This is a genomic window from Streptomyces solincola, from assembly GCF_002982015.1.
Lineage (GTDB): Bacteria > Actinomycetota > Actinomycetes > Streptomycetales > Streptomycetaceae > Streptomyces > Streptomyces solincola.
The window spans coordinates 1-18,219 of sequence record NZ_PVLV01000087.1 but is presented as its reverse complement, the minus strand read 5'-3'; the positions used below and the strand labels follow the sequence as shown (position 1 = coordinate 18,219).

The window sequence follows — 18,219 nt, the reverse complement described above, 5'->3', positions numbered from 1 at the left end:
CCCTCCGCCCCCGCCGCCACCGAGCCCTCGCTGGTCGGACAGGAGTACGAGGTCGAGGTCGGCCCCGTCGCGCACGGCGGCCACTGCATCGCCCGCAACGACGCGGGCCAGGTCCTCTTCGTCCGCCACACCCTGCCGGGCGAGCGCGTGGTGGCCCGGGTCACCGAAGGCACCGCCGGCTCCCGCTTCCTGCGCGCCGACGCGGTGGAGATCCTCGACGCCTCCAAGGACCGCGTCGAGGCCCCCTGCCCCTTCGCCGGCCCCGGCCGCTGCGGAGGCTGCGACTGGCAGCACGCCAAGCCCGGCGCCCAGCGCCGTATGAAGGGCGAGGTCATCGCCGAGCAGCTCCAGCGGCTGGCCGGCCTCACCCCCGAGCAGGCCGGCTGGGACGGCACCGTCGTCCCCGCCGAGGGCGACAAGCTGCCCGCCGGCGAGGTGCCCGCCTGGCGCACCCGCGTCCAGTACGCCGTCGACGCCGAAGGCCGCGCCGGGCTGCGCCGCCACCGCTCCCACGAGGTCGAGCCCGTCGACCGCTGCCTGATCGCCGCCCCCGGGGTCACCGAACTCGGCATCGAGCAGCGCGACTGGCCCGGCATGGCCTCCATCGAGGCGATCGCCGCCACCGGCTCCGCCGACCGCCAGGTCGTCCTCACCCCCCGCCCCGGCGCCCGCCTCCCTCTCGTCGAGCTGGACAGGCCCGTCTCCGTCCTGCGCGTCCACGAGCGGGACGGCAGCGTCCACCGCGTCCACGGCCGCCCCTTCGTCCGCGAACGCGCCGACGACCGCACCCACCGCGTGGGCAACGGCGGCTTCTGGCAGGTCCACCCGAAGGCCGCCGACACCCTGGTCACCGCCGTGATGCAGGGCCTGCTGCCCCGCAAGGGCGACACCGCCCTCGACCTCTACTGCGGCGCCGGCCTCTTCACCGGCGCCCTCGCCGACCGCGTCGGCGACAAGGGCGCCGTCCTCGGCGTCGAACTCGGCAAGCGCGCCGCCGAGGACGCCCGCCACAACCTCCAGCACTTCGACCGCGTCCGCATCGAGCAGGGCAAGGTCGAGCAGGTCCTGCCCCGCACCCGCATCACCGAGGCCGACCTCGTCGTCCTCGACCCGCCCCGCGCCGGCGCCGGCCGCCAGACCATCACCCAGCTCGCCGCCCTCAACGCCCGCCGCATCGCCTACGTGGCCTGCGACCCCGCCGCCCTCGCCCGAGACCTCGCCTACTTCCGCGAGGCCGGCTACCGACCGCGCACGCTGCGGGCGTTCGACCTGTTCCCGATGACGCATCACGTGGAGTGCGTCGCGATCCTGGAGCCGGTCAAGTAAGGGCTCTGAGCTGGGGTTTTGTGGGTGCGCGGAGTGGGCGTTGCGAGCGATATCCCGACGCTGAAACAACACTCGCGACGCTCATCTGACGCCCGTTCTGATGGGGTGCCAGGCTCGTTGTGTCGTTGCTCAGGCCCCTGATGGCCACTCTGCGGGGCAGGTTGGCCGCAAGGGTCTGATCGACAGTGCGCTGCTACGGCCGGTGAGCGGGAACGTCCAGGTGACACTCCGCCGCCTCGAGCCGTACGATGCAGGCGGCGCAGGTGCCCGTCGGCTCCGACCGGGCTGTCGCACACGAACGCGGCACTCGTGCTCGTGGTGCTGGCCCTGTCCCTGGTCTCCTGCGCGCTGCTGGTCTTCTCCGGCGGCGACACCAACACCCTCGTGCCGCCGTTCGCCATCGGCGTGTTCGTCGGCTTCACCATCGCCCAGCCGGCATGGTCCGGCACTGGCGCGTCCAGCGCGGCCCGGGGTGGCGAGGCAAGGCGTTCCTCGACGGCTTCGGCGGGCTGCGCACGGCGGTGTGCAGTTCCGCGAGGGACATCATCAGCTCACCGTCCGCGGTGATGTGGTGGACCCGCTCGCCGGGTCGGGCGAAGCAGGCACCGATGGCGACGGGCAGCGCCTGGCCGATGGCGCCGAAGTCCGTGCTGACGCATGTGAAGTCGCGCCGGCCGGTGGGCGGGATCGCCTGGCATGCGCTGAGAGCGGCGTGTCCGCCGCCGATCACCATCAGCCGCTGTGCGGGCAGGTGGGTCCGCAGCGTGTCCAGCGCGTCCCGCACGTGCACGCCCGAGGAGACCGAGCGGTGCACGAAGGCGTCGTCACAGGCGGGCAGGACGGGGCGAGGACGCCCGCCCGGCAGGAGGGCGGAGAGCTGCCGTACCAGGGTGTCCGCGACAGATTCCACGTCACCGCGCAGGTACGTCCCGCATGGCAGGTCTCCGGACGGTTCGGCCGTGTCGACCCGCACCAGGGCCGGGCGCGGGGAGCGGACGCGCAGAGCCCAGGTGGCCAGCGGGTGGAGGGAGGAGCCGAGGACCAGGACCAGGTCGGCCTCCGCCAGGATCTTGTGCGACCGCCCGTCTCCCATGGGGCCGCACACCCCTGCCCACAGCGGGTGGTCAGCCAGGAAGCCCGCCGCCCTCAAGGTGGTCACGACGGGGGCCCCGAGCAGATCGGCGAGCGCGGAGACCGGACGTTCCGCGCGCAGGGCGCCACGACCCGCGAGGACGACCGGCCGCGCGGCAGCCAGCAGCAGCCGCGCCGTGTCGCGAACGAGGTCGCCGTCCCGCGCGTGGCCGGGGTCACCGAGGAGGTCGGTGCCTTGTCCACGGGTAGGCGTGAACCGGACCGGGTCGGCATCGGTCGTCGACTCCTGGACGTCGACCGGCATGTTCAGCGTGTAGGGGGCGTCGGACGCGAGGGTCCGTCCTGCATCGCCCAGAAGCCGGGACATGACACCCGGATCGCCGACGTACCCCGAAGCTCCGCCGCACAGCCGGGTGAAGGACTGCTGCTCCAGATACTGCGGGTTTCGCACATCGCCCCGCGGACTGTCCCCGGCGAGCAGCAGGACCGGCGTGGCGTGGGCGCGGGCCACGGCCAGGGCCGTCGCGGTGTTGGTGACGCCGGGGCCCGAGGTGACCGTCGCCACGCCCAAGGTGCCGCTGAACCGGGAGTAGCCGTCCGCCATCCCGACGGTGCCGCTCTCGTGACGGCCGTGGACGAGGCGGATGCCGTGGCGTTCCGACAGGTCGCACATCAGCTCCTGGTTCGCCGCCCCCATGAGGGCGAACACCGTCGACACCTGGGAGGCGGCCAGGGAATCGGCGACAACCTCTCGTACAGAACGCACCACTGGTCTCCTTTCGGTGCGGGAGGAGGCGCAGACCTGCCGTTTGCGCCTCTCCCGTACCGGACGTCCTCTGAACGACGTGAGCCCTTCGAAGTTATGCAGAGGGGGGATCCGGCGGTGCGATCTCGGCGGGCTCCGAAACCTCACCCGCGGGTAGCGGCCGCTTCCGCCCGGGCGCGGAGGACGCGGCGCGCGACGGAGGTGACATGGAGCTCGTCGGGCCCGTCGAGGATGCGCGCGGCCCGACCGCCGCGGAACAACGCCGGCAGGGGGGTGTCCGGGCCCAGGCCGGCCGCTCCGAACACCTGGATCGCCGCGTCGGCCACCTGCTGGAGCATCCGCGCCGCGGCCACCTTCGCCAGACCCACCTCCGTACGGGCGTCCCGCCCGGCCGCGACCAGGGCCGCCGCCTCGTGGACCAGCGGCCGGGTGGTGCGCAGAGCGAGGAGCGCGTCGAACACGTGCTGCTGGACGAGCTGGTGGTCGGCCAGCGGGCCGCGCGTCCCACGGCGCGTGACGGCCCGTTCGCACATCAGGTCGAAGGCCCGCTGGGCCTGCCCGAGCCAGCGCAGGCAGCGCAGCGTCCTGCCGATCGCCAGCCGCTCACCCGCGATGGTCAGAGCGCCGCCCTCCGGGCCCACCAGATGGTCGTGCGGAACCACCACGCCGTCGAACTCGATCTCGTACTGTCCTGCCGCGCCGAACACGGGGAGCTCCCGCACCACCCGGAACCCAGGAGTGCCGGTCGGAACCAGGAGCAGTGACAGGCCGTCCCGGTCGCCCGGGGCGCCGCCGGTCCGGGCCAGCACGGTCACCAGGTCGGCCCGGGCGGCTCCGGAGACGAACCACTTGCGGCCGCTGACCCGCCAGCCGCCGTCCGGCGCGCGGGTGGCGGTGGTCGAGGTGAGCCGGGGTTCGGTGCCGGGGACGTCCGGTTCCGTCATGGCGTAGCAGGTCCGCATGGCGCCCGCGACGAGGGGACGCAGACAGGCGTCGCGGACCCGGTCGGTCGCGTGCCGGGACAGCATGCCGACGTCCAGCAGGGGAGCGGAGCCGAGGGCCGCCGGCCCGTGATCGCTGGCCCCCTCGGCCTCCGCGAGGTGTGCGTAGGCGGAGAACGACAGCCCACCGCCGCCCAGCTCCACCGGGAGCGGGAGCGCCCAGAGCCCCTCCGACCGTGCCCGCGCGTGCAGTTCGGCCAGTGCTTCGGCCGCCGCCGGACCACCGGCGTCGAGCACCGTCTCCGCCGGTACCACCACGGAGTCGACGAACCGGCCGACGTGCTCGGCCAACTCGGCCGGGACGCGATCGGATCGGGTGGGTTCGGCCGAGGCCGCGGGATCCCGCACGGCGATGCCTCCTCTGTCGTCCCGGGGAACTCCCGGGAACGCGTGTCCGACTCTCTCTGCGGAACTGGTCGGGCGCACCGGCGTCCTGGTTCCCGTCTTCGGTACGACTCGGGCGCCGGCCACCGCCGGGCGCCGGGAGAGGAGAGGCATGGCGTCACCAGCAGCCACGGCGGCCCTACGACCACTCGACGCGATGGACACCACCGTCTCGGGGCCCGTGGAGATCGCCGGCGTCGTCGCCGCGCACCTGGAACTGCTCGGGGCCCGCGCGGATCGGTCGCCGGACAGGGCCGGGGACGACGGGATCACGGTGAGCGGCCGGGGTTTCGACTCCGTGTCCGCCACCGTGGACTGGGGCGCGCCCGGGACCGGACTCGTCGACGAGGCCACCGTCCAGGCCGCCACCGGCGTGATGGCCGTGCACGGGCGCCGGACCGGCCTCCCCGCCGGCCTGGCCGCCGACTACACCGCCACCGCCACCGGAGTCCTCGCCGTCCAGGGGCTGCTCGCGAGCCTGGTCGGTCAGTCCCGCGGAGCGGAGATCGGCCCCGTCGCGGCGGGCGCCGACCGGGCCGGACTCCTCGCGGTCTCCCAGTACCTGGCGGCCGCCGGGGCCGACGAGGGCGAGGCCGCCGAACTCGCGCCCGGAGGGCCGCCCTTCACCTCCGCCGAAGGGGTCCTCTTCGAGCTGGAGACGCTCGACCCCGGCGCCTGGGCCGCCTTCTGGCGGAGCCTGGAGGCACCCGCGGACGCGGTCCGGGCGGGCTGGCGGCCGTTCCAGTTCCGCTACGCCACGGCCTGCGCCCCCTTCCCGCCGGTGCTGCACGAGGTCACGCGCGGGAATCCACTGGCGGAGATCCGCCGGGCCGCCGAACTGTCGGGAGCCGAGGTGTGCGTCCTGCGGACCCTGGCGGAGCGGCACGCGGAGACTGACGGCGCGCCTCCCTGGTCGTTCCTGCCGGTCGGAGGCGCATCGTTCCAGCGGCCCGCGCGCACGGCGAAGCCGGTCCCACCGGCGGCCGACGGCGGTCCGCTGACGGGCTTGACCGTGCTGGAGGCCGGCCGGCGCATCCAGGCGCCCCTGGCCGCCCACCTGCTGGGCCTCCTGGGCGCGGAGGTCATCAGGATCGAGCCGCCGGGCGGGGACCCGCTCCGCGGCATGCCGCCCACCTCGTCGGGCGTGTCGGCACGCTGGCTCGCCCTCAACCGCGGCAAGAAGGCCGTCGAGATCGACATCAAGGCGGCGGCCGACCGGCGCAGGCTGACCGAGATGGCCGCCGACGCGGACGTCTTCCTCCACAACTGGGCTCCGGGCAAAGCGGCCGGACTGGGCCTGGACGCGCAGCACCTGACCCGGGCCAACCCCGCCCTCGTCTACGCGTACACCGGCGGCTGGGCGGACCGGCTCGACGACGCCCCCATGGGCACCGACTTCATGGTCCAGGCCCGCACCGGCGTCGGCGAGGCGGTCCGGCCCGAGGGCGAACCGCCCGCACCCTCCCTGATGACGCTGCTCGACGTGCTCGGCGGACTGCACGGCGCCGAGGCCGTCCTGGCCGGGCTCCTGCTGCGCGAGCGCACCGGCCGCGGTGTGCGGGTGGACTCCTCGCTGCTGGGCGCGGCCGACACCCTCACCGCGCCCGCGCTGGCCCGGATCGGGCGGGGTGAGAATCCCCGCCGTCCCGCCGGGTTCCGTCGTCCGCTGGCCACGGCGGACGGCTGGATCGCGCCCGCGGACCGCGATGCCCGGGCCGCCGCGTCCCATGACCTGACCGCGCTGCCCACCGCGGAGGCGCTGGCGCTGCTGCACGGCCACGGCCTGGCCGCGACCACCGTCACCACGGACCTGTCCGCCCTCCACCACGACCCGCGCCTGCGCGGCGCGGTCCACCGCGACGCGCACGGCGCCCCCGCCGTCCCGGCCCCCTGGAGCTTCGCATGACCGTCGACCTGCACGACCTGCTGCCCGCCGGACTCCGCCGCTCCTGGGCGACCGACGGAACCTGCCCCGACCTCGACCTCTACAGCCTCTTCCGGGCCCGCCAGATCGCCGACCCGCACCACACCGCCGTCCTCGACGCCAAGGGCAGACTCTGCTACACGGCCCTCGACCGCAGAGTCCGATGTCTGGCCGCCGGTCTCAGAGACCTCGGCATACGCGAGGGCGATGTGGTCGGCGTACAGCTCCCCGACCACCGCAACGCCGTCATCGCCGACCTGGCCCTGGCCGCCCTCGGCGCCGTCGCCCTGCCCTTCCCCGTGGGCCGCGGCGTCCTGGAGGCCGAATGCCTGCTGCGCCGCGCCCAGGCCGTGGCCGTCATCGCCGCCGTCGAACACCGCGACTTCCGCCACGCCGCCGACCTCCACGCCCTCACCCGCTCCCTGCCCGACCTGCGCCATGTCGTCGCCGTCGGCCCCGGCGAGGCACCGGAAGGCACGGTGGCCTGGACCGGACTGATGCGCAGCGACCCCAAGGCGTTCACGCCGGCCCGCCCCGACCCGGACAGCGCCGCCCGCATCCTGGTCTCCTCCGGCTCCGAGGCCGAGCCCAAGATGATCGCCTACTCGCACAACGCCCTGGCCGGCGGACGCGGCAACTTCCTCGCGTCGCTCATGCCGGACCGCACGCCGCCCCGCTGCCTCTTCCTCGTGCCGCTGGCCTCGGCGTTCGGCTCCAACGGCACAGCGGTGACCCTCGCCCGCCACGGCGGCACGCTGGTCCTCCTCGACCACTTCACCCCGGACGCCGCCCTCGCCGCCCTGCGCGAGCACCGGCCCACCCACGTCCTGGGCGTGCCGACGATGGTCCGCATGATGCTCGAACGTCTCGACGCGGACGCCGAACCCCTCCCGGCTCCGATCGCCCTCATCCTCGGCGGGGCGCCGCTGGACGAGACGACCGCGGCCGCCGCGGCGACGGCGTTCGGCTGCGCCGTCGTCAACCTGTACGGCTCGGCCGACGGAGTCAACTGCCACACCGGTCTTGCCCACGCGGTCCCGCCCACGGACGGCTCGGGGGTCGTCGCGGGCCGGCCCGACCCCCGCGTCACCGAGATCCGGATCGCCGACCCGGACACCCACGACGCGCTCGCCGACGGCGCCGTCGGCGAGATCATCTCCCGGGGCCCGATGTCCCCGCTGTGCTACGTCGGCGCCCCCGACCTGGACACCCGCTACCGCACCCCCGACGGCTGGGTCCGCACCGGCGACCTCGGATTCCTCGACGCGGACGGTGTCCTGCACGTGGTCGGACGGCTGAAGGACATCGTCATCCGGGGCGGCGCCAACATCAGCCCGGCCGAGGTCGAACGCGAACTCGCCTCGCACCCGCGGGTCCGGGACGTGGTGTGCGTCGGGGTCCCCGACCCCGTGATGGGCGAGCGACTCGCGGCCTGCGTGGTCCCCCGGGGGGAGGACGCTCCCACCCTGGAGTCCCTCGGCGAGCACCTGTCCGCTCGGGGTATGGAACGCCGCAAGCACCCCGAACGGCTCCTGGTCGTCCGGGCCGTGCCGCTCACCGCGGCGGGCAAGCCCGACCGGGCCGCGCTCCGGGAGCGTCTCACCCCGGCCGGGACGGACCCCGTCGCCCAGCCGCACCAGCCGCCGCTCGCGCAAGCGGGCTGAACAGGAGGGCCGGTCACGCGCACCGCGTGACCGGCGCCGACCCGACTGCCGCCCCGCGCCGGCGGACAGCGGGGTGGGCGAAGCGCGCCCGCACCCTCAGCGGCGTTCCCCGGGCAGGGGGACGGCACTCGGGCGCGTTCCGACCGGGAACGCACCCGAGTGAGCCCGCCGCCCGGCCCGGGCTCCGCGGCCGACGGCGGCCCCGACGCCACAGGGTCAGGACCCGCCCATCCCCTTCTTGATCTCGGTCGCCGCGTCGCGGTAGACGGCCAGCAGGTCGAGGTCCTCGCCCGGGTAGTTGACGATCCGCACCTGCCTGGCGCCGGAGTCGGGCAGCACGGTGCCGGTCGACATGTGGGCGTTGTCCAGGACCAGGGCGGGCTTCTTGCCGGAGAGCTCGGCCAGCTGAGCGGGGGTTACGGCCTCCGGTCCGTAGGTGCCGGCCGGGGTGATGCCCGCCAGCTTCGCCGCCCAGCCGGTGAACACCTGGGTGACGGTGACGGGGCTCTTGCCGCCGGGCCAGGCCGCCTGGACGTCCTTGTTGAGCTTGCCGTACTCGCTGTCGAACCCGGTCTTCCACGTCGTCGCGGCCTCGGTGGTGCCGAACAGCGCGGCCAGCTTGTCGACCTCGGCCTTGACTTTGTCGGGGTCATTGTCGAGGTTGACCTCGACCAGCTTCGCCTTCGAGCCGGCCGCCTCCTTGATCTTCGCGGCGTACGGCTCGAAGGGTGCGTACAGCACGAAGTCGGCCTGGGCGACGGCGGCGAGGTCGGAGGGCTTCGGGTCGTAGTCGGGGGCGTGGTGCACCGACTGCGGGACGATGACCTTGACGTCGTCGGCGCCGGCCGCCTTGGCGAACGCGCCCTCCCAGGTCGTGGTGACCACGACCGCGGGCTTCTGCGTGCCGTCGGCGGGTGCCGAGGAGGCGTTCACCCCGGCCGCCGGCGACGCCGAGGGGGAGGACGTGTCGTCCTTGCCGCCGCCGCAGCCGGTGACGAGGGCCATGCCGAGCGCGCTCAGTGCGAGGAGGGACGGGATGCGGACGCCGGTGCGCGCCATGAGGTGGTTCTCCGTTCGGATAGGAGGTGCACGGCGAGGACGACCGCCCCCGCCGTCAGGACGAGGACGGGTCCGGGCGGCCAGTCCAGCCACAGGGCCAGCAGGAACCCGGTGAGGTTCACCGCGACCCCGATCCCGATCGCCCACAGGGTGATCGACTTCAGTGAGGCGCCCAGCCGCCGGGCGGCGAGGGCGGGCAGCAGGGTGAGCGCGTCGACGAGCAGAGCGCCGGTGAGCTTGATCGCTCCGGCGACCGCGACGGCCACCAGGACCAGCAGCGCGGCGGTCAACGCGCGGACCGGGACGCCCGAGCACTCGGCGAGCTCCCGGTCGTACAGAAGCAGGCCGACGTCCCGCCGTCGCCACCAGAACAGGACCGGTACGACGACGGCCAGCGCGCCGAGCACGACCAGGTCCGCCGTGCCGACGGAGAGGATCGACCCCCACAGCAGCGCGAACGCGCCGGAGGCGTTCACCCCGGACACCGCCAGGAGCAGCAGGGCCCCCGCGATGGCCAGGCTCATCAGCAGACCCATCGCACCGGACAGTCCGTCCGGCGTACGGGCCAGGGGCGCCACGCCCGCCCCGGCCAGGGCGCAGGCCACCAGCGTGCACAGCATCGGGTCGAGTCCCGTGATGAGGCCGACGGCGATCCCGAACAGCGCGACGTGCATCATCGCGAAGCGGACCGGCATGATGTCCAGACCGACGATGATCACGCCGATGACGGGCAGGCCGACGGCCGCGAGCAGCAGGGCCAGCCCGGCCCGCTGGACCGGGACGAGCTGGAGCAGCGCGCCGACGTCGGCGGTCGCGAGGGTGTTCACCGGACCTCCCGCAGTCGGCCCGCGGCCATTTCCAGGACCCGGTCGCACCGGTCGGCGAGCGCCCGGTCGTGGGTGACCACGACCAGGGTCACCGGCAGCGTCGCCAGGACGTCCGCGGCCTCGGCCTGCCCGTCGAAGTCGAGCGCGGCGGTCGGCTCGTCGGCCAGGAGCACCTGCGCTCCGGCGGCGACACAGCCGATCGCACGCGCCAGGTACATGCGTTGGAGCTGCCCGCCGGACAGGGTGTGCAGCGGCCGCTCGACCAGCCTGCCCACCCCGAGCCGGTCGGCCGCCTCCGCGGCCTTCGCGGGAGCCCCGCCGCTGGCGAGCAGTTCGGCTCCGAGCAGGGGGAAGCGGCCGACGGCGGGCTTCTGCGGGATCCAGGCGCAGGAGCGCCGCCGCCACGCCCACTCGGCCGCCGTGCCCGTGCCGCGGCCACCGACCAGGATCGATCCGCCCGCCTGCCGGTGCAGACCCAGGACGGCGCGCAGCAGCGTCGTCTTGCCCGAGCCGTTCGTCCCGGTCAGTGCCACCGTGTCCCCGGCGGCGATGTCGAGGTCCACCCCCGAGACCGCCTCCACCCGGCCGTGCCTGCACGTGACCCCGTGCATCCGCACGTCCAACCCGCCCATCCCACACCCTTCTCGACGGCGCGCGTGAGGAGCCGGCCCGCCCCTCCTCACCGAGTAGTCGGATGGAGTGCGGCGCTGGTTCCAGGACGCGGCGGTCTCCCGGCGTCCAGCCGCTCGGGAGTCCTCCGCCGAGGCGCCGGCGGTGGTCCGGCGGGCGCGCGGGCGCGTCGGAAGACCGGGGCGGGGGGCGGCTGCGCGTGCAGGAGTCGGCACCGGAGCCTCCTGGTTTCCGAGGGCCGCGGGGACGGCCCCCACGGGGGACGGGCCTCGCGAGGCAGGCATCCCGAGGGGATCACCGTGCCAGGACGACGCCGCCGGGCCGGAGGGGAATGCGCCTTCCCCGAGCGTGGACCGTTCCCGGCCTGCCGGCCGCGTGTTCCGCCACATCCCGCTGAACGGATGCACGGATGCACGGATGCCGGGATGCACGGACGGGACGCGGCCAGCAGGTCCCTCGTCGTGGACACCCGGTCCGGGCCGGGATGACCGGCGGGTTCGTCCTCTGCGGTCTGCCGGCCCCTGGCCCGCGGTCTTCCACGGCGCGGATCCGATCCCGGTCTGCGAGCGCCGGGCACGAGCTGTCAGGATGCGTGCCATGACAGTCGGGGGGAGCTTGCGCGTGGTGCGCGCCGCGATGTTCGCGGTGGTGTGCGTGGTGCTCGCGTCCGTCGGACATGTGCTCATGTCCGGTGAGTCCCTGCCGTGGCACGTTCTCGTCCTCGCCTTCGTGGCCGTGGGCGGCGCCGGCTGGGCGGCCGCGGGCAGGGAACGCGGCCACGTGGCGGTGGTGGCGCTCACCCTCGCGGTCCAGGCGGCCCTGCACGGGGCCTTCACCCTGGCCCAGGCGTCGTCCCCCTCCCCGGCGGGGCCACCTGGCGCGGAGTCCGACCCGGCCCGACGCTGGGTCGACCACCTCCTGTGCGGGCCGCACGGCGACCTGGCCGCCGCGGCTCGCGCCTACGACGTGGCCGAGAGCGCCGGTCTGACCCGGGACCTCACGTTGCCGCCGCTGAGCGACGGTTCGTCCGCGATACTCGCTCTCCGGCACGCGGGACACGGCGGGGGCCACGGAGGCGGCGGCCACGACATGGCCGCGATGACCGGTACCGCCTCATGGGGCATGCTCGCCGCGCACGTCGCCGCGGCCCTGCTGTGCGGGCTCTGGCTCGCCCACGGCGAGCGGGCCCTCTTCCGCGTCCTGCGCGCGGCCACGGACCGTGTCCTCATCCCCTTCGCGCTCCGGCCGGCGCCGCCCGCTCCGACGTGGGAACCGCCGAGGACGCCTTCCCTCGACCAGCCCGTCCGGCCGACCCGGCTGCGGCTGCTCTTCCACACGCTCATCACCCGGGGCCCTCCGGTGGGAGCCGCTGTCGCGTGACAGCGGACGAGACCCGGACCGCGGCCGTTCGCCGTCCGGGAGCACCCCCGTGCCCTCGCACGGGGTCCCACCCTCACGGGCAGCCGGCGGACGCGTGCCGTCGTGCCCGGAACACGGAAGGACCCGACCCCCCGATGAGCCCTGCCCTGTCCGAAGACGTCACGGACGACGACCTCACCACCTGGGCCCTCGCCGCCTCCCGGGGCGACGCCGACGCCGTCGACCGCTTCATCCGCGAGGTCCACAGCGATGTGCGGCGGTACGTCGGCCGGCTCGCCGACGACGCCCAGACGGCCGAGGACCTGACCCAGGAGACGTTTCTGCGCGCCCTCACCAGCCTCCACCGCTACGAAGGGCGGGCCCCGGCACGGCTGTGGCTGCTCTCCATCGCACGGCGCGCGGTGATCGACAGCATCCGCTCCAAGACGTCCCGCCCACGGGTCTTCGACCTCGCCGACTGGCAGGACGTCGCCGAGCGGACGCAGCCGACGGACCTGCCCGGTTTCGACGAGGGCGTGCTGCTGCGGACCCTCATCGGCGCGTTGCCCGACGACCGGCGGGAGGCGTTCGTCCTCACCCAACTGCTCGACCTCTCCTACGAGGAGGCCGCACGGGCCGCCCGCTGCCCCGTGGGCACGGTCCGGTCACGGGTCTTCCGCGCGCGGGCGGCGCTGGCCCGGTCGGTGCGGCACCCCGAAGGGATGCCGACCGCCGCCTGAGGCCGACCGGCCCTCGAGTGCTCCGCTACCGGTCGTTTCCGTCCGCCGTCCTCGGCGGACGGAAACGACCGGTGAGCCGGGGGCCGGACGTGAACGACCGCGAACGGGCGGTCCTCAGGCCGCCGCCACCGCGTCCAGCCTGCCCTCCTTCGCCTCCTCGACGAGCGAGGCGAACTGGTCCGCGCTCATCTCCACCTTCTGTCCGAAGTCGTCGGTGATCACCACCCGGCGCTCCGGGGGTGCGCTCTCGTCCACGAAGAGCTGCGGGCAGCCGCAGTCGCACTTCCCGCAGAACGTCGCCAGGGGCTCCAGAGAACCGATGTCAGCCATCGCCACACGCCTTCCTCGATCGCGTCCGTACCAAGGCCGCACGATGCCGCCCTGTCCTCACGGACGGAGGAGTCATGCCCGGCCGACGCCCACCCACGCCCGTCCGGAGAGCCGCACGGGAGCACGAGGACCGACCCTGTGCTCCCGATGCCCCCCCCGACTCCGGCCATCCATCGGAAACCGGACACCGCTTCGGTACGACTCTTCCGGCGGGGCGGCCGCCCCGCCCGGCGGTCCGGCGGCGGGCGTAGGGGCACATGGAGCACATCCCCAGGGTCCACGTCCGCACCGCGCGGCCCCGGACGCCGACCCCTCGATGTGTGATGCGCGTCACGTGAAGGCCGTGGAACTACCCCTCCCCGGTATTCGACCCCTCCCATACCGCGTCCCGTCGGCGGGACGGGGAAGGACGTGACCGGAGGCCGTAGCCGTGGAACAGACGCCAGTCCGTACGAGGGCGTTCGCCCGCTTCCTGCCGCCGCCCGCGGTGTGCGGCTTCCTGCTCCTGCTCGGGGTCGTGTTCACCGGCGCCTACGCGGCGGGAACCGCCGTCGGGCCCGTCGCACCCGGCATCGTGGGCCCCGCCTCGCCCGGCTCCGGGCAGGGCGGCGCCACTCCCGGACACCACTCGGGCGGCCACTGATGACCGCGGGGACCGAGACCGGCGTCGTCACGGACGTCATCGTGGGCGGCATGACCTGCGGCGCCTGTGTGCGTCGCGTCGAGCGCAAGCTCGGCCGACTGGAGGGGGTGGCCGCCGAGGTGAACCTGGCCACCGGCCGGGCCCGGGTGACACACCCTCGCGAGGTCACCCGGGACGCCCTCGTGGCGGCGGTGGAGGCGGCCGGATACACGGCCGAGGCAGCGCGCCCCGAGCCCGCGCCGGAGCACGGCCCGGGGCGGGACGAGGACGCCGACACCGACACCGACTCGGAGCGTCAACGGCTCGTCGCCACCGCCCTGCTGTCCCTGCCCGTGCTGATCCTCTCCATGATCCCGGCCGCCCAGTTCACGAACTGGCAGTGGCTGTGCCTCATGCTGGCCGCGCCGGTGGCGGTGTGGAGCGCCTGGCCGTTCCACCGGCAGGCACTGCGGGGGCTGCGGCACTCGACGGCGACGATGGACACCCTGGTCTCCCTCGGCGTCCTCGCCTCCTTCTCCTGGTCTCTCTACGCCCTCTTCCTGGGCGGCGCCGGCGAACCGGGCATGCGCATGGACTTCACGCTGCTTCCCTCGGCGGGCGACGGCACGGCCCACGTGTATCTGGAGGCGGCGGTCGGCGTACCGCTGTTCGTCCTCCTCGGACGCTTCCTGGAAGCCCGCGCTCGGCTCGGTACGGGTGAGGCGCTGCGCGCCCTCGCCGACCTGGCCGTCAAGGAGGTCACCGTCCGCCGGGGAGAAGCCGAAGTGTCCGTCCCGGTCGAGGAACTGCGCACGGGCGACCTCTTCGTCGTACGGCCCGGTGAACGCGTCGCGACGGACGGACAGGTCGCCGAGGGCGGCTCGGCCGTCGACCTGTCGCTGGTCACCGGGGAGTCGGAACCGGTCGAGGTCGCCCCGGGCCAGGACGTCACCGGCGGCTCGGTGAACGTCGGCGGACTCCTCGTCGTCCGGGCGACCGCCGTCGGCGAGGACACCCGACTGGCGCGCATCACCCGCATGGTCACCGACGCCCAAGCCGGCAAGGCCCGCGCCCAGCGGCTCGCCGACTCGGTGGCCGGCGTCTTCGTCCCCATCGTCCTCGCACTCTCCGCGACCGTCCTCGGCTTCTGGCTCGGCGCCGGAGGCGACCCGCAGGCCGCCGTGACCGCGTCCGTCGCCGTCCTGGTCGTCGCCTGCCCCTGCGCCCTGGGCCTCGCCACACCCACGGCCCTCATGGCGGCCACCGGCCGCGGAGCACGCCTCGGCATCCTGGTCAGCGGCCCCCAAGCCCTCGAAGGGCTCCAGCACATCGACACCGTCGTCCTCGACAAGACCGGCACCCTCACCAGCGGACACATGAGCGTCGGCCGGGTGACCGCCGCAGCCGGCGGCCTCGGCGAGGCCACCGCCGTGAAGCTCGCCGGCGCCGTCGAGGCCGGCTCCGAGCACCCGCTCGGCCGGGCGATCGCCGCCCACGCGCGCCGGTCCCCGGGCGGCGGTTCGATCCCCCGCGTCCACGACTTCCGTGCCGTCGCCGGAAAGGGCGTCAGCGGCCGGGTGGGGAAACACACGGTCGAGGTCGTCACCGCCGAAGCCGGGGAACTGCCCGCGGAACTGAGCACGGCGCTGCAACGCGCCGAGGACGCTGCCCGCACCGCCGTCGTGGTCCGGGTGGACGGGAAGGCGCAGGCGCTGCTGGAGGTCGGCGACCAGGTCCGTCCCGGCAGCTACCGCGCGGTCGACCGGCTCCGCAGGCTCGGCGTCCGCCCGGTGCTCGCCACCGGCGACCGCGCGGCCGTGGCCCGCGCCGTCGCCGAGGACCTGGGCATCGCCGAGGTCCACAGCCGCTGCACCCCCGAGGAGAAGGCCGAGCTGGTGGCCCGCCTGCGCGCGGAGGGCCGCCGCGTCGCCGTCGTCGGCGACGGGATCAACGACGCCGCCGCCCTCGCCGGGGCCGACCTCGGCATCGCCATGGGCGGCGGTACGGACGCCGCCATCGGCGCATCCGACGTCACCCTCGTCCGCGCGGACATCGAAGCCCTCGCCGACGCCGTACGCCTGGCCCGCCGCACCCTCGGCACGATCCGCGCCAACCTCGCCTGGGCCTTCGGCTACAACCTCGTCACCATGCCCCTCGCCATGGTCGGCCTGCTCAACCCCATGCTCGCCGCACTCGCCATGTCCGCCAGCTCCGTCCTGGTCGTCGCCAACAGCCTGCGTCTGCGCACCTGGCAGCCCGCTGCCGCGGCCGGAACCGCCCGCCGCACCCGGAACCGCCCGGCGGGCGCCGGCCGACCCGTGGCCGGTGCGCGATGAGCACGGCCCCGCCCACGGCGTGGCGCTACGACCGCACCCGCCTCACCGACGGTCTCCGCACGGGCGCCGTCGCCCTCCTCGTGGGTGTCCTGGGGATCCTCGGCCTCTCCTCCTGGGCCCTCGCGGGTCAAGCGGGCAGCCCGGCCCGGATCGAGGTCCGCGAGGGCCGGGTCCTGCTGCCCGCCGTCCCCGGACGCCCCACCAACGCCTACTTCCCGGTCGTCAACACCGGCGGCGCCCCCGACCGGCTCGTCTCGGCGACGGTACGAGGTGCGTCCCCGGGCCCTGCCGAGATCACCCGGCACCGCATGAACGAGGCCAACGGGGCCTACCGGGAACCGAACGGTCCCCTCACCGTCCCCGCCCGGACGGAGCTCGCCATGTCCCGCTCCGGTACGGCCCTCACGGTGCGGGCGTCGCCGCAGTGGCGGCCCGGCGACCGCATCACCTTCGACCTCACCTTCGAGCGCACGGGACCGATCACGGCCGACGCCGTCGTCACCCCCCTCAGGGCCGTCCCGTCACAGTGACGGGGTCCTTCCCGCGTACGTCGCCGCCGCACTCGCCCTCCAGTCCGGGCGGTGAGCGTAGCAACCGTTCAACGCCGTTGCCGTGAGGGCGCTTTGACCGCTTCGGTGACAAAGCATGGACGGCCCCGGATGAAGTCCCTGCATTGACCGGGACGGCGGGGGCGGCGGGACGCGCTCCCCGCCCCCCCGTATCCGAGGTGACGGCGCGCCCCGGCAGCGGTGGATCTCCCACTGGTCCGATCGAGCCCCTCCCTGCCTGGACGTCTCCGGCGGCGCCTGGAACGACGGCGCCCCGGTCCACCTGTGGACCTGTCACACCAGCGCCAACCAGAAGTGGGTCCTGCCCTGACGCCCCGGCGCCGGTGACCCGAGAAGGCTCCGGCTCCTCCGCTCTCACGGAGGAGCCGGAGCCCGCCGCCGCGTCCCGCGGCGACCCTTCCGGCCGGCGGCTCAGCGGCGGCGGCTCGTCCGCACGGAGTTGGCGACCCCGGCGACGTGCAGCGCCAGCAGCATCAGCCCCAGCAGCATCAGGTTGGTGGACGAGAACACGTCGTTGGTGCCGATGTCGGCGGCGTTGATCAGAAAGGCGATGAAGAACAGCACGGCGGCGGCTATGCCCAGCATGGGTCGGCTCCTCTGTACGGAAGTACGGATCTGCGGATCTGCGGAAAGGGAAGGGACGGTGTCGGCACCGCCGTCCGTCTGCCCCCGGTAAGCCGTTCAAGTCATGTGCGCGTCAATCGGCTGCGTACCGCCGCCCCGGCGGGTACACGCACCGTATGGACGGACTGGACGTATCGGGCGGACTTCCGTGGTGGGTCCCCGTCACCGCGTCGGCGGCCGTCGTCATGGCGGCCGCCGCCCTCTGGCTGCTGCTGCGGCTGTTCCGGGCGCGCAGGCTGCTGACGGACGCCGGAGTGCCGCTGCACGGCAAGGCGCTGTTCTGGGCGTCCGTCCTCTACACCGTCTCCCCGCTGGACCTGCTGCCCGATCCCTTCTACCTCGACGACGTCGGCCTCCTGCTGCTCGCCCTGCGCACCCTGCACTCCGCCGCCGCACGGCACGGCGTACGAAGTGACGGGGCGGGCGCTGTCACGGACTCGTCGGCGGACCGGCTCCGTCCCCCCGAAGGCGGAAAGTCGGCGAATCGGCTGTGACGGACCCGCGCAGTCGGCACGATGGGTGGCATGGAGCCAGGGAACCAGAAGCCCGGTGCGCCGCGGCCGTTGGTGGTGCGGGTGCCGGTGGAGCCGGTGGAGGCCGCTGTGGAGGCCGACGCGGTCGACGCCATCGCGTCCGCCGGGGACGTCGGGGTGCGCGGGCCGCTGTTCGGGGTGGCCGCGCAGAACGCCGCGGACGGCGCGCGCTGGCGGGTGGTCGTCCCGCTGACGGCCGCCTGCCCGCAGCAGGCCCGCGACAGCCTGAACTCGAAGCTGTGGTTCCGGGCCAAGGACGACGCCCGGGACAAGGCGGAGCGGCGCGCCCTGCTGGCCGCGGTCACCAGGCTTGAGAACGAGCCGGTGGACGAACTGACCGTCGAGGACACCCGCTACCGGATCGTGCGCGTCGAGGAGTACGTCGGACTGGGCCGGGAGGGCATCGAGCAGCCCCGCCCCACCGACCCCGAAC

At 74.5% G+C, this 18,219-nt stretch carries 16 protein-coding genes and 3 pseudogenes; 12 read left to right on the top strand and 7 right to left on the bottom strand.

The features are described 5' to 3' along the window. The first annotated feature begins 30 nt into the window (after positions 1–30). Positions 31–1,326, top strand: coding sequence for a class I SAM-dependent RNA methyltransferase (locus tag C6N75_RS06665; RefSeq protein ID WP_105867913.1), 1,296 nt, complete (start codon positions 31–33; stop codon positions 1,324–1,326). A 318-nt stretch (positions 1,327–1,644) separates the two neighbouring features. Continuing rightward, a pseudogene (locus C6N75_RS31390) lies at positions 1,645–1,850 on the top strand (amino acid permease); the annotation flags it as partial. A 47-nt stretch (positions 1,851–1,897) separates the two neighbouring features. Here the strand turns inward: C6N75_RS31390 and C6N75_RS06660 are convergent. Together C6N75_RS06660 and C6N75_RS06655 are read right to left on the bottom strand one after the other, a co-directional pair. Next, positions 1,898–3,184 (bottom strand): annotated as a pseudogene (locus tag C6N75_RS06660) (thiamine pyrophosphate-binding protein); the annotation flags it as partial. Positions 3,185–3,327: 143 nt separating this feature from the next. Beyond that, on the bottom strand, positions 3,328–4,476 hold the full coding sequence (locus tag C6N75_RS06655; RefSeq protein WP_258177265.1) for an acyl-CoA dehydrogenase family protein: 1,149 nt from the start codon (positions 4,474–4,476) through the stop codon (positions 3,328–3,330). 205 nt (positions 4,477–4,681) lie between these two features. Between C6N75_RS06655 and C6N75_RS06650 the strand changes: the two genes are divergently transcribed. Next, complete coding sequence (locus C6N75_RS06650) at positions 4,682–6,475, top strand: CoA transferase (RefSeq protein ID WP_105867910.1); 1,794 nt, start codon at positions 4,682–4,684, stop codon at positions 6,473–6,475. Then, positions 6,472–8,157, top strand: coding sequence for a class I adenylate-forming enzyme family protein (locus tag C6N75_RS06645; RefSeq protein ID WP_105867909.1), 1,686 nt, complete (start codon positions 6,472–6,474; stop codon positions 8,155–8,157). Before C6N75_RS06650 ends, C6N75_RS06645 begins: the two co-directional genes overlap by 4 nt. 216 nt (positions 8,158–8,373) lie before the next feature. Here the strand turns inward: C6N75_RS06645 and C6N75_RS06640 are convergent, their stop codons facing one another. The 3 genes from C6N75_RS06640 to C6N75_RS06630 are packed head-to-tail and all read right to left on the bottom strand — an operon-like array spanning position 8,374 to position 10,675. Further along, the gene (locus tag C6N75_RS06640) at positions 8,374–9,216 is read right to left on the bottom strand and encodes a metal ABC transporter solute-binding protein, Zn/Mn family (protein ID WP_105867908.1); all 843 of its coding nucleotides are present in this window, start codon (positions 9,214–9,216) and stop codon (positions 8,374–8,376) included. Beyond that, the gene (locus C6N75_RS06635; protein WP_105867907.1) at positions 9,174–10,043 is read right to left on the bottom strand and encodes a metal ABC transporter permease; all 870 of its coding nucleotides are present in this window, start codon (positions 10,041–10,043) and stop codon (positions 9,174–9,176) included. Before C6N75_RS06635 ends, C6N75_RS06640 begins: the two co-directional genes overlap by 43 nt. Then, positions 10,040–10,675: a metal ABC transporter ATP-binding protein gene (locus C6N75_RS06630; protein WP_105867906.1), complete on the bottom strand. Its 636-nt coding sequence runs from the start codon at positions 10,673–10,675 to the stop codon at positions 10,040–10,042. Before C6N75_RS06630 ends, C6N75_RS06635 begins: the two co-directional genes overlap by 4 nt. Positions 10,676–11,270: 595 nt before the next feature. Between C6N75_RS06630 and C6N75_RS06625 the strand changes: the two genes are divergently transcribed. Together C6N75_RS06625 and C6N75_RS06620 are read left to right on the top strand one after the other, a co-directional pair. After that, positions 11,271–12,053, top strand: a complete 783-nt coding sequence (locus C6N75_RS06625) for a hypothetical protein (protein WP_105867905.1) — start codon at positions 11,271–11,273, stop codon at positions 12,051–12,053. A 134-nt stretch (positions 12,054–12,187) separates the two neighbouring features. Continuing rightward, positions 12,188–12,772, top strand: coding sequence for a sigma-70 family RNA polymerase sigma factor (locus C6N75_RS06620; protein ID WP_105867904.1), 585 nt, complete (start codon positions 12,188–12,190; stop codon positions 12,770–12,772). Positions 12,773–12,886: 114 nt separating this feature from the next. Here the strand turns inward: C6N75_RS06620 and C6N75_RS06615 are convergent, their stop codons facing one another. Continuing rightward, positions 12,887–13,102: a hypothetical protein gene (locus C6N75_RS06615; protein ID WP_105867903.1), complete on the bottom strand. Its 216-nt coding sequence runs from the start codon at positions 13,100–13,102 to the stop codon at positions 12,887–12,889. A gap of 430 nt (positions 13,103–13,532) precedes the next feature. Between C6N75_RS06615 and C6N75_RS06610 the strand changes: the two genes are divergently transcribed. The 4 genes and pseudogenes from C6N75_RS06610 to C6N75_RS32195 form a co-directional block, all read left to right on the top strand. Next, positions 13,533–13,745 carry a hypothetical protein gene (locus tag C6N75_RS06610; protein WP_105867902.1) on the top strand — a complete coding sequence of 71 codons (213 nt, stop codon included), beginning with the start codon at positions 13,533–13,535 and terminating at the stop codon, positions 13,743–13,745. Further along, positions 13,745–16,060 (top strand): heavy metal translocating P-type ATPase, encoded by a 2,316-nt coding sequence (locus tag C6N75_RS06605; protein WP_105867901.1) that lies wholly within the window; start codon positions 13,745–13,747, stop codon positions 16,058–16,060. Before C6N75_RS06610 ends, C6N75_RS06605 begins: the two co-directional genes overlap by 1 nt. Next, on the top strand, positions 16,057–16,590 hold the full coding sequence (locus C6N75_RS06600) for a copper chaperone PCu(A)C (RefSeq protein WP_105867900.1): 534 nt from the start codon (positions 16,057–16,059) through the stop codon (positions 16,588–16,590). The genes C6N75_RS06605 and C6N75_RS06600 overlap by 4 nt, the downstream gene beginning before the upstream one ends. 250 nt (positions 16,591–16,840) lie before the next feature. Beyond that, positions 16,841–16,939 (top strand): annotated as a pseudogene (locus C6N75_RS32195) (RICIN domain-containing protein); the annotation flags it as partial. Between the two features lie 101 nt (positions 16,940–17,040). Here the strand turns inward: C6N75_RS32195 and C6N75_RS30485 are convergent. Beyond that, complete coding sequence (locus C6N75_RS30485) at positions 17,041–17,214, bottom strand: hypothetical protein (RefSeq protein ID WP_181160370.1); 174 nt, start codon at positions 17,212–17,214, stop codon at positions 17,041–17,043. 155 nt (positions 17,215–17,369) lie between these two features. On the opposite strand from C6N75_RS30485, the gene C6N75_RS06595 reads away from it, so the two are divergent. Next, the gene (locus C6N75_RS06595) at positions 17,370–17,747 is read left to right on the top strand and encodes a YkvA family protein (protein ID WP_105867899.1); all 378 of its coding nucleotides are present in this window, start codon (positions 17,370–17,372) and stop codon (positions 17,745–17,747) included. 30 nt (positions 17,748–17,777) lie between these two features. Beyond that, on the top strand, positions 17,778–18,219 hold a 442-nt coding region (locus C6N75_RS06590), incomplete at its 3' end, for a DUF5954 family protein (protein WP_258177264.1).

What these genes read in the sequence shown, in the direction of transcription:
- C6N75_RS06640 (WP_105867908.1), bottom strand. Translation starts at nt 9,216, where the DNA reads ATGGCGCGCACCGGCGTCCGCATCCCGTCCCTCCTCGCACTGAGCGCG.
- C6N75_RS30485 (WP_181160370.1), bottom strand. Translation starts at nt 17,214, where the DNA reads ATGCTGGGCATAGCCGCCGCCGTGCTGTTCTTCATCGCCTTTCTGATC.
- C6N75_RS06600 (WP_105867900.1), top strand. Translation starts at nt 16,057, where the DNA reads ATGAGCACGGCCCCGCCCACGGCGTGGCGCTACGACCGCACCCGCCTC.
- C6N75_RS06605 (WP_105867901.1), top strand. Translation starts at nt 13,745, where the DNA reads ATGACCGCGGGGACCGAGACCGGCGTCGTCACGGACGTCATCGTGGGC.
- C6N75_RS06650 (WP_105867910.1), top strand. Translation starts at nt 4,682, where the DNA reads ATGGCGTCACCAGCAGCCACGGCGGCCCTACGACCACTCGACGCGATG.
- C6N75_RS06630 (WP_105867906.1), bottom strand. Translation starts at nt 10,675, where the DNA reads ATGGGCGGGTTGGACGTGCGGATGCACGGGGTCACGTGCAGGCACGGC.
- C6N75_RS06595 (WP_105867899.1), top strand. Translation starts at nt 17,370, where the DNA reads ATGGACGGACTGGACGTATCGGGCGGACTTCCGTGGTGGGTCCCCGTC.
- C6N75_RS06615 (WP_105867903.1), bottom strand. Translation starts at nt 13,102, where the DNA reads ATGGCTGACATCGGTTCTCTGGAGCCCCTGGCGACGTTCTGCGGGAAG.
- C6N75_RS06620 (WP_105867904.1), top strand. Translation starts at nt 12,188, where the DNA reads ATGAGCCCTGCCCTGTCCGAAGACGTCACGGACGACGACCTCACCACC.
- C6N75_RS06645 (WP_105867909.1), top strand. Translation starts at nt 6,472, where the DNA reads ATGACCGTCGACCTGCACGACCTGCTGCCCGCCGGACTCCGCCGCTCC.
- C6N75_RS06625 (WP_105867905.1), top strand. Translation starts at nt 11,271, where the DNA reads ATGACAGTCGGGGGGAGCTTGCGCGTGGTGCGCGCCGCGATGTTCGCG.